General features: G+C 68.4%; 11 protein-coding genes. 7 read left to right on the top strand and 4 right to left on the bottom strand.

What is annotated here, in order from left to right; translation table 11 throughout:
* Positions 1 to 496 precede the first annotated feature (496 nt).
* Positions 497 to 937, bottom strand: coding sequence for a 5-methylcytosine restriction system specificity protein McrC (locus tag ABD901_RS00495; RefSeq protein WP_345119963.1), 441 nt, complete (start codon positions 935 to 937; stop codon positions 497 to 499).
* A 36-nt stretch (positions 938 to 973) separates the two neighbouring features.
* Between ABD901_RS00495 and ABD901_RS00490 the strand changes: the two genes are divergently transcribed.
* From ABD901_RS00490 to ABD901_RS00475, 4 genes are all read left to right on the top strand, one after another.
* The gene (locus ABD901_RS00490; protein ID WP_345119961.1) at positions 974 to 1363 is read left to right on the top strand and encodes a hypothetical protein; all 390 of its coding nucleotides are present in this window, start codon (positions 974 to 976) and stop codon (positions 1361 to 1363) included.
* A gap of 51 nt (positions 1364 to 1414) precedes the next feature.
* Positions 1415 to 1603, top strand: a complete 189-nt coding sequence (locus tag ABD901_RS00485) for a hypothetical protein (RefSeq protein ID WP_345119959.1) — start codon at positions 1415 to 1417, stop codon at positions 1601 to 1603.
* 267 nt (positions 1604 to 1870) lie between these two features.
* The gene (locus ABD901_RS00480; protein ID WP_345119957.1) at positions 1871 to 2164 is read left to right on the top strand and encodes a hypothetical protein; all 294 of its coding nucleotides are present in this window, start codon (positions 1871 to 1873) and stop codon (positions 2162 to 2164) included.
* 364 nt (positions 2165 to 2528) lie between these two features.
* A complete protein-coding gene (locus ABD901_RS00475; protein WP_345119955.1) occupies positions 2529 to 3089 on the top strand; it encodes an SHOCT domain-containing protein in 561 nt (186 codons plus the stop codon).
* 48 nt (positions 3090 to 3137) lie between these two features.
* On the opposite strand, the gene ABD901_RS00470 is transcribed toward ABD901_RS00475, so the two are convergent.
* Positions 3138 to 4043 carry a hypothetical protein gene (locus ABD901_RS00470; RefSeq protein ID WP_345119953.1) on the bottom strand — a complete coding sequence of 302 codons (906 nt, stop codon included), beginning with the start codon at positions 4041 to 4043 and terminating at the stop codon, positions 3138 to 3140.
* 112 nt (positions 4044 to 4155) lie between these two features.
* On the opposite strand from ABD901_RS00470, the gene ABD901_RS00465 reads away from it, so the two are divergent.
* Entirely contained in the window at positions 4156 to 4461 is a 306-nt protein-coding gene (locus tag ABD901_RS00465; RefSeq protein ID WP_345119951.1) for a hypothetical protein, read from the top strand.
* Positions 4462 to 4759: 298 nt separating this feature from the next.
* Here ABD901_RS00465 and ABD901_RS00460 read toward each other — a convergent pair whose 3' ends face one another.
* Both ABD901_RS00460 and ABD901_RS00455 read right to left on the bottom strand, forming a co-directional pair.
* Positions 4760 to 5146, bottom strand: coding sequence for a helix-turn-helix domain-containing protein (locus ABD901_RS00460; protein WP_345119949.1), 387 nt, complete (start codon positions 5144 to 5146; stop codon positions 4760 to 4762).
* A 372-nt stretch (positions 5147 to 5518) separates the two neighbouring features.
* Positions 5519 to 6658, bottom strand: a complete 1140-nt coding sequence (locus tag ABD901_RS00455) for a glycoside hydrolase family 88 protein (RefSeq protein ID WP_345119947.1) — start codon at positions 6656 to 6658, stop codon at positions 5519 to 5521.
* A 223-nt stretch (positions 6659 to 6881) separates the two neighbouring features.
* Between ABD901_RS00455 and ABD901_RS00450 the strand changes: the two genes are divergently transcribed.
* A complete protein-coding gene (locus tag ABD901_RS00450) occupies positions 6882 to 8513 on the top strand; it encodes a ricin-type beta-trefoil lectin domain protein (protein WP_345119945.1) in 1632 nt (543 codons plus the stop codon).
* 389 nt (positions 8514 to 8902) lie between these two features.
* A complete protein-coding gene (locus ABD901_RS00445) occupies positions 8903 to 9232 on the top strand; it encodes a hypothetical protein (RefSeq protein WP_345119943.1) in 330 nt (109 codons plus the stop codon).
* Positions 9233 to 9340: the final 108 nt, after the last annotated feature.

The raw sequence follows: 9340 nt of genomic DNA, 5'->3' as shown, positions 1-9340 counted from the left end.
TGCCCGATCGGCGGTGAGCGGGGGAGTGACTGCACGGCCACCACGGTCGACCGGTCACCCGGTTCGGCATTGCGGCCCTCGCCGGGTCCGGTCACCGCCATGCGACACCGAAACGCGACCGGTGCGATGTGGGTTGCCGTGCGTCCACCGGTGCCGGGATCCTGGACCAGCGGGTTGTAGCGCGCGGCTGGCGTCCCGGCCGACAGTTGGGCAGGCGTGAGCCCGGGCGGACTTTCAGGTAGACCCCCAGGTGCACCCCCTGACGGCGAAATGTCCCAAGCCGGCAAGTCTTAGCAGCTCAAGAGGCGGTCCTGGCTCCCCAACCAGGCCCGAAATATCCCTGGGGGATATCCCTTCCGATCGGGGGAACACGCACGAGGCCGCCGCCGACGTTGGAGACTGGTGCGCGCGGTGACCGTTGGCCGCAGCCACGCAGCACGCCTGCACAGCGAGCGGCTCGACGACCGGCCCCGCCAGCACCGTCCGGTGATCGTCGTTATGGGGTCGGATGCAGCGGCTTCACCGCGTCCCGGAACTGGGCGGCTGTCTGGTCGAGGTAGGCGTCCCAGGCACTCGCCGTGCGGGCATCGATTGGCTGCGGGAATGGGATTCGCACCGTGGCCAGGCGCACCGGAGTGCGGGCGCCATCACGCCCGCGATGCCAACTGCGAATCGCACCGATGCCGGGATAGATCAGCACGGCGCATTCGACGGTGCCGTTCGGGTCAGCCAGCAGGTGCGTGTAGGCGAACATCTGGTACTGGTCGCCGCGGTCCGGTGGCGTGTGCGACGGGACGGATTTGTCCTTCGCGTCGGCGATCCAGATCGCCCGGTCCTGCCACGCCACGATGTCCGGCCGGCTCTGGTTGGGCTGCGGCGGGTCCCGGACCCACGGGTCCGAGACCAGGTCAGTTGGCAGAGTTGCCTGAGCCAGCACTTGCGTGACCGGCTACGCATCAGCACCCGATGTACGATGGACTTCCACAATTTATCTGTTGGAATCGAAAGCTCCACCGCATCGGCGAACGGCCGACCCGACTCCTCCGCCGCGTACTCGGTGTCGGCCAGCAACGCCAATGCCAGTCGTAGCGCATCCACCCACACCCGGTCGAGCCGGTTCAGGTGCAGTCGCGGGCCGACCCGCAACACCATCGGTGCCGCCATCGCGGTGACAGTGCCGAGTGCGCGCCGCAGCGTGACCGCATCCGGCGCAACTGCGGCTCGGCAAACCGGCCCGCGAACGGTGACCGATTTCGACGCCGCGCGCTCGCCGCTGCACCGGATTGTCCAGACACCCACGAACCCCGCTGGTCTCATCAAAAGACAACTCGATGCTGCGGATGCTCGAGAACAGCCTGTCTGACGGTGCGTTGTACCGTTCCGCAACGACCAGGCCCTGCCCAACACCGGTGAGATGCTCACCCTGCTGTACAACCTCTGGTCGGCGGTTGAGCCGACCTTTCCCCAAGCCTGGAACAAGCCGCCCAGGAAGTCTCGACTCATGCACGGTGCCGGCATCATCAGCATGGGCTACCTGATGGACGCCATCAGCCACACCCGCGACGGCGACGAGGGTATCCCCGACACTCAGGAAGAGCATTGACCACGACCCAGACGGCGGCGCTGGCACTGTTCGGCGGCGCCGATCAAGGCGGCAAGGTACTGCCACACCTCGACCAGCGCAACGGCCGCTGGGCTGCCGACGCCTTCAAGGCGTGCAGCAGGGTGCACACGGGGTCTATGGCGGCAACCTCGAACGCCTGGTCGGGGACACCGCACGACTCACCGAGGCTCTCCGATGACACCGCCGAGACGTACCTCGCCAGCGCTGAGCAGCTGCTGACCCAGACCGCACGGGGTGGCCCGCGGGGTGTGGCCGCGAGCGTGTGCCTGGCTGCTGCGGCTCGCTCTTGAGGCGGAGCTCGACCGGTTCTGGAAGGCGGTTGCGCCGGAGGTCGCCGAGTGCCAGAGCCGGCGGGCTCAGGTGTTGCTGCTCCATCGGTACGCCGACGCGGCGACCGCTCGCCGGGTGGGGTACCTGTGGTGGGCGCTCTCGCGGGCCGGCCATCACCACGGCTACGAGTTGGCTCTCACCGCGGGAGAACTGCGTCGCCTGGGCACTGACGTGGCCGAGGTCGACGCAACACTGCGCGACGCCGGATGACCAACGATGGTGGGCCGAGATCGGCTCCGGTGAGCCGATGTAATCTACCTAGAAATTTCCCAGGTGGGTTACAGCCGCGTCAGCGTCAGGTACTGACGGGCCAGCGCCGCGTGGCTCACCGTCCTGTTTCCTCTTTATGACAGCCGGTGTGTTCATGCTGACGACCGCCCGACTCAAACCAACGGTTCGCCGCCGGACCCGGACCCGGACGGTCTTCCCGCCTGCCCGGTCACGGACGACGGAAGGTGGTACGGGCTGAGCACCGCGGGTTCGTCGCCGCGCTCCTACTGGCGGATAGCTGACGGTGGCGGAGGGTGGTGGCCAGCGGCAGGTACGGTCCGCTGGTGATCACACGATGCGCATAGTGCACCTGGTCCGCAAGGTGCTTGGCACCCTTCTCGCGATTGCCTGTTTCGGCCTGGCCCTGTACGCCTTGTTCCGGTTGATCCAGGGCGGGAGCTGCGCGTCCGGTGGTAACTACGTCTCAGCCCGCCAGTGCCCGCCCGGGACCGGCTGGTGGGCCTTCGAGCTCCCGGTCGGCATCGTCGGCGGCCTGCTTTTCCTGGGCGTGGGCTACGTCAGGTTCGGTAGGGCGGAGCCGACACCGACAATGACCAACCCCCGAGGTGCGTCGACTCTCAACGCGCAGATGTTCACGGCCGGCGGCGACCGCCCGGCCGCCTGGCCGTCGTCTCTTCCGTGGCCACCTGCGGGGGTCAACTGGCAAAACGCCACCGTCGTGCAGATGTCGGACGACGGGTCGGGGGTCTGGGGCGGGCCGGAGGCGCCACAGACGCCCGGCACCTCGACGGCCGATCAGGACCCGTTAGTCCGGCTCGAACGGCTGCGGGTGCTGCGCGACGCCAACGCGCTGACGCCCGCCGAGTACGACGAGGCGAAGGCGAAGATCCTGGGGCAGATGTAGGGTCGCGGCCACCTGCCCACCCGGCCGCCCGGCGCCGGATCAGGTGCTTCAGGCCGGGATCCGCAGCGGCGTGGCTCCGCCGACGCCGATGAAGTCGAGGCCCGGGTTGCCGCTGGCGAACGCCCGCGCCGCCTGCGCCCGCCATGCGGCCCGGCGGGCGGGGTCGTGCCCGAGCCGCCAGAGCAGGTCCAGCAGCAGTACCGGCAGCAGCCGCGGCGAGGCGACCAGCTCGTCGACGGTACCGAAGACCGTCTGTGCGGCGAGGTGGCCGACCCGGCGTGCCACGGTCGTCCGCGAATTGCGCCTACCCTCGGCGCCGAACAGGTACTCCCTCATTGGGACCCAGCGGGGCGACCGGGTCACCCGCGGCGGCAGCGGCTCGAGCGCGTGCGAGGCGGCCTGCAGCAGCGAACCGAGCACCACCCACGCCAGCGGCTGCGCCAGGAGCGCAGACCCGGCGATCGCGTGCGGCCGTAGCTCGTAGGCGGCGTTGGCGAGGGCGTACAGGGCCGCGACCAGCAGCACGCCGCTGGCGCCCCACAGCGGGTCGCGCTCCTTGACCGCCCACCACAGCCACCAGATCGACAGCCCGGCCGCGGCCGGCAGCGACGCGTTGACCGGCAGCGACCCGAGCGGCAGCGCGCAGCACGCCGCGAGCATCGAGGCCACGATGAGCGGCATGCAAACCGCGTGCCCGACCTTGGCCAGCCGGGTCCGGTGGAAGATCAGGTTGAGATACGCCTGGTACCGCAGGTTCAGCACCGTGATGTTCGTGCTGGGCGTGACGGTGGCGATGGCCCACCAGCGCGCCAGCCGGCTGCCACCCTCCACGGCCGGCGCGAACAGCGCGGGTGCGTGACGGAGCCAGAACAACTGACCGCGGCTCGGTGGCACCCATATCTCCGCGGCCACCCCGTCGACGCGATGCAGATACCGGTCGATCGAAGCGTCCATCCGGGCCCCCAACCACTCGCCGTGTGCTGAGTCTGGCAGCCCGACCGAGGTTCTTCCAGACGTCCTTCGGCTCGCCCAGCCGGCGCTGGCCAGCGCAACCAGGGCCGACGCGGTGGTACGTACCGGCACTGCACCGACCCGCTGCAAAGCTCCGATTACTGGGGAGTCGACACTGGTATATGTCGGCGGCTACCGGCTCTGCCTCGAGCTGTATCTGGTACGCACCTACTGCTACAAGTTCCCGAGCGGGCCCGGCTGGGTCGTGGCCGCCCCCGCGTGCAAGGCCAAAGGGACCGTGCACGTCATCGACATCGTGCCCGGTGCGTCCAACGGCAACAACTGCACGCGGGACTACAAATGGAACCGGTGGTACCAGTTCCTCCACCCGACGGTCGTGTACTGCGTCATGCAGTACTGAGAACGCCTGGATGACGACCTTGCGGTCCAAGATCGGGGCCCCGTGCGGTCCCGATGCGGCGGCAGGGTGAGGGCCGGGTTGACGGGCACGTGCTAAAGCTGCCCTTGAAGCGGGGGTGATCGAGCACTGTCGATCACTGACTTCGCCGAATACGGACCTTGACGACGAGTCTCGAAACGGCCGCCAATGCGACTTCAACGTTTGCCGCCGAGACGCGTACTGCGATGAGGGGCGCCGGATGGAGAGCGCCGCGCTACCCCGGTGCTCCTCGGACGAGTCCGAGGCGGTGAAAGCGCGCCTACTGGGCAGATAGGTCCTGGCCTCGACCTTCCCGGATCTCGTACGAGTCCGGTACTCCTGGAGGACGACCCGGTGCACCGTCGCCTTCGCGGCGCGGCGCGCGGGGCTGGTGGACCGTCCCCCGGTTGACGTACTGCCGATGGTGCCTCAGGGCCGGGGGACGGTTCATCGTGCGAGCGGGCACCGGGAGAAGGGTGGACCGCTCGATGTACCTCATCAGCGCGGACTCCTTGACCCGCAGGCGTGGCTTCCTGGCGGTGCCGATGTTGACCCGTTCAAGGCGGCCCGTGGCGAACAGGTCGTAAACCGAACTGCGGGAGGTCGCAAGCCGCGCGGCGACCTCCGCGATGGTCAATAGCTGGTCGGCGTGCTTCGGTTCCCCCACGGATGGAGTAACGATCGATCTTGATCGAGGCAATGCTTGCCCTCAAGTGCCGAGTCGGTGCACCGCAGACTGTGGTGTTGCCTGCTGTGCGACGTTGGCGTCTTCATTGTCGAAGATCGTCGGGGAGTCGTTGGTCGGGCTGTCGGGATCAGCAGCCGGCGCCGCCAAGACCGATGACGACAGCCTGTTCGAGACCTTCGTGGCGGCCCCGACGACCGGTCGCCTGGCAGGGAAGTCGCGGCTGCCGGCGGTCCAGCCGGAACACGCCCGCGCAGCCGCTCCAGCAACAGGAATGTGGCCGCTCCGCAAGCGGCTCGACGTTGCGGGCCTGCTCGGAGTTGGGAATGAAGTGCAGCACCGTGCGGGCAGCACTTACGTGGTGAGGTTGGCTATCTCGGCGCCGGCCATGAGGAATGCACCGACACCGTAGTCGGCGGTCTGGTTCGGGTTGACCGCCGCGGGGCCCGCGCCGACTCCCTGGCAGTAGCCGAGAAAGCCGTCGTTCTGCACCGCCGTGGCCACCATGCCGTTCCACGCCCGCGCTACGACCGGGAGATAGGTGGTGCGGTCGAGCAGGCCCGCTGTGATGCCGTAGGCGATGCCGAACGCGAAGAACGCGGTTCCGGTGGTTTCCGGGCCGCCGAAGTGTGCCGGATCGGCGAGGTTGACGTTCCAGAAGCCGTCCGCGCGCTGGACGGGCAGCAGGGCGTTGGCAACCGATTGCAACGTGGAGGCGTACTCCGGGCCGCGCTTGTTGCTCAGCGGGACGGCCTTGAGAACCTTGGCGTGGGCGGCCAGCGCCCAGCCGTTGCCGCGTGACCAGAACACCGGCCTGCCTGAGGGACTGAACTGCTGCGGGCCATCGATGGCGTAGGCGTTGTCGCGGTACCACAGTGGCGTCGACTCGCTGTAGAGGCCGGTGACGCGATTTTGCTGGTCCAGTTGCAGGCGCTTGGTGGAGTGGTAGAGCTGGTACATCGCCAGCCAGTACGACGTGTCGTTGCGCAGGGCGCCCAGGCGCGCGAACGGTGGCATCGCCATGTGCAGCGCGTCCACCCACCACCAGTCGTCGCGTTTGGTCGAGTTGACCATCCGGGTCAGGCTGTCCTCAAGCATGGCGATCTTCGCCGGGCCGCCCAGTTCCTCGTACAGGTCGAGGTAGGTCTGCCCTGCGCAGTGGTTGTCCGCGCTTCGCGTCGCGGCGCCGCCGGCCAACGCGTAGTTGTTCTGCTCGGCCCAGGCCACGGCGTAGTTCAGGTACCGGCTGGTGCGGGTGAGCCGATAGTGCGCCATGTTGCCGCAGAAGTACGTGGCGCGAGCCCACAGGTTGTCGCCCGGGTTCGCGTTGGCGCCGATCCAGTGGTCGTTCACCCGCTGCATGACCGCCAGGACGTCGGCTCGGCTCGGCAGTTGGTCCGCCGGCGCCGCCGCGGCGGGGCCGGCCTCGAGTCCGACGGACACGGACGCGGCACCGAGCGCCGCCGTGGCGCCCAACAGTGTTCTGCGACGCATCAGAGCCTCCCAGCTCAAGGGTGATTCCAGCCCGATCATGCGGAGACAGTACTCAATATTTATCTTGATTCAAGTCTTGACAACCGGTTGCCAAAACGGAACAGTAAGGCTTCCTAACAATTGCGTGCTCGCCTCCCAGCAGCCCATCGCCCCAGCGGAGCGATCCGGGCGCGGAGCGGCGGCCCACCTCGGCTCGGCCAACACCGCAAAGAGGAGGATCAGCATGTCCAGACCGCAGCAGCGTTCGCTGCGACCACACCGGCTGGTGGTGTCGGTGCTGACCGGCGGCACGCTCCTCATCGCCGCGACCGTCATCGCCGCCACCGCCGACGCCGTGGCCGCCACCGCCGCGACCGGCGCAATCACCGGCTACGGCGGCAAATGCGTCGACGTGGCCGCGGCCAGCAGCGCGAACGGCACCCAAGTGCAGCTCTACACCTGCAACGGCACCAGCGCGCAACAGTGGACCGTGGACACCGACGGAACCATCCGGGCCCTGGGCAAGTGCCTGGACGTCGCCGCGGCCGGGACCACGAACGGCTCGAAGGTGCAGATCTACGACTGCAACGGCACGGGCGCCCAGCAATGGCAGCCCAGCAACGGCACGCTGGTCAACTCGAACTCGGGCAAGTGCCTGGACGCCACCGGGCCGAGCTCCGCCGACGGCACGCCGCTGCAGATCTGGTCGTGCACCGCAGCGGCCAACCAGCTGTGGACACTCCCGGGCGGCGGCGCGCCGAGCCCGAGCCCGACGCCCACCACCTCCTCGCCGACCGGCTTCGTGCACCCCGGGGTCCTGGTCAGCCAGGCGCAGCTCGACTTCGTCCGCCGCCAGGTGCAGGCGGGCGCGCAGCCCTGGACCAACGCGTACAACCAGATGCTAGCCAGCAAGTACGCCTCGCTGTCGCGCACGCCGGCCCCACGCGCGGTGGTCGAATGCGGACCGTACTCGAACCCCAACAACGGCTGCACCGACGAGCGCGAGGACGCCATCGCCGCGTACACCGACGCACTGATCTGGTACATCGGCCGCGACTCGCGGTACGCGCAGAAGTCGATCGCCCTCATGGACGCCTGGTCGGCCGCGATCACCTCGCACACCAACTCCAACGCGCCGCTGCAGACCGGCTGGGCCGGGTCCGTCTGGCCCCGAGCCGCCGAAATCCTCCGGTACACCTACAGCAGCTGGCCGAACGTGAACCGGTTCGCCACCATGCTGCGCACGGTCTACCTGCCGGTGGTCATCAACGGCTCGAACAGCAACGGCAACTGGGAGCTGAGCATGATGGAGGCGGCCGTGGGCATCGCCGTCTTCCTCAACGACCGCACCAGCTACGACTCGGCGGTGGCGCGCTACCTCAACCGCGTCCGGGCCTACGTCTACCTCAGCACTGACGGCCCCCTGCCCTACACAGTGCCAGGCAGCGGGCTGGACACCAGCAGCGAGATCATCGGGTACTGGCAGGGCCAGTCCACCTTCGTCACCGGGCTGACCCAGGAAACCTGCCGCGACTTCGTCCACACCGGGTACGGCATCTCGGCCATCTCCCACGTCGCGGAGACCTCGCGCATCCAGGGCCACGACCTCTACCCGCAGGTCGGCGAGCGGCTTCGCCAGGCCCTCGGGTTCCAGTCCACGTACCAACTCGGTGCGGCCGTGCCGTCCTGGCTGTGCGGCGGCCACCTCACCCTCGGCCTCGGGCCGATCACCGAGGTCGCCTACAACGCGATGCACAACCGGCTCGGCTTCGGCATGACGAACACCCAGACGTTGACGCTGAACCAGCGTCCAGCCGGCACCAACAACCTCTTCGTGGCCTGGGAAACGCTCACCCACGGCGACAATCCCGCCTGAGGCTGGCACAGCGGCCCGGAGGGATGCCGGCCACTCGGCATCCCTCCGGGCCGGTTGTTTGCTCCGGACGAGATCACCCAAACCCCGGCACCCACGGACGGCGACGGCCGCGAAGGGCGCTTTCCACCCGGCTCGGGGGAGCCGGTCACCGGATGAGGCACCGATCGTGAGGGATGAACTGGCGAAGCGTGTGCACGGTCACCGAAGGGTCTGACCCCACGGGTCGGCTTTACGGTCGGCGAGATACCAGGCACAAGGGGGATGAACCCGTGACGACGGTAGGCAGTTCACCCACCAGGGCCGCCCCGCTGCCGGCCCGAATCGCGGCAGGGGTGGCTGGCGGTCTCGCCGGCGGAATCATGTTCGGCCTTCTGATGCAGGAAATGGGCATGATCGTGCCAGTGGCCATGCTCGTCGGCAGCACCTCGGTGGCCCTCGGGTGGCTGGTGCACCTGGCCATCTCGGCGTTCATCGGCACCACGTACGCGATCCTGTTCGCCCGGTGGGCAACCACCCCGGTCATGTCGGCCGTCATCGCCACGAGCTACGGAGCCGTCTGGTGGGTGCTCGGGACACTGCTGCTCATGCCGGCCAAGCTCGGCATGCACATGTTCATGCTCAACGCCACCGCCTGGCAAAGCCTGACGGGCCATCTCATGTACGGCCTGCTGCTCGGCGGGGTCTACGCGCTCCTGGCGCCACGCCTACAGCGCCAGTGACCCAAGGGCCGGTACTCGGCGATCAATGCAACAAGCGCCCACCTGGGAACGGCCCGGCAAGCCTTGTTGGGTCCAACCGTCCCCGCACGCATCGACGTTCTATGTCAG

The sequence above is a fragment of the Dactylosporangium darangshiense genome (genome assembly GCF_039537565.1).
GTDB classification, from domain to species: domain Bacteria; phylum Actinomycetota; class Actinomycetes; order Mycobacteriales; family Micromonosporaceae; genus Dactylosporangium; species Dactylosporangium darangshiense.
This window is presented reverse-complemented; position numbering and strand designations above follow the sequence as displayed.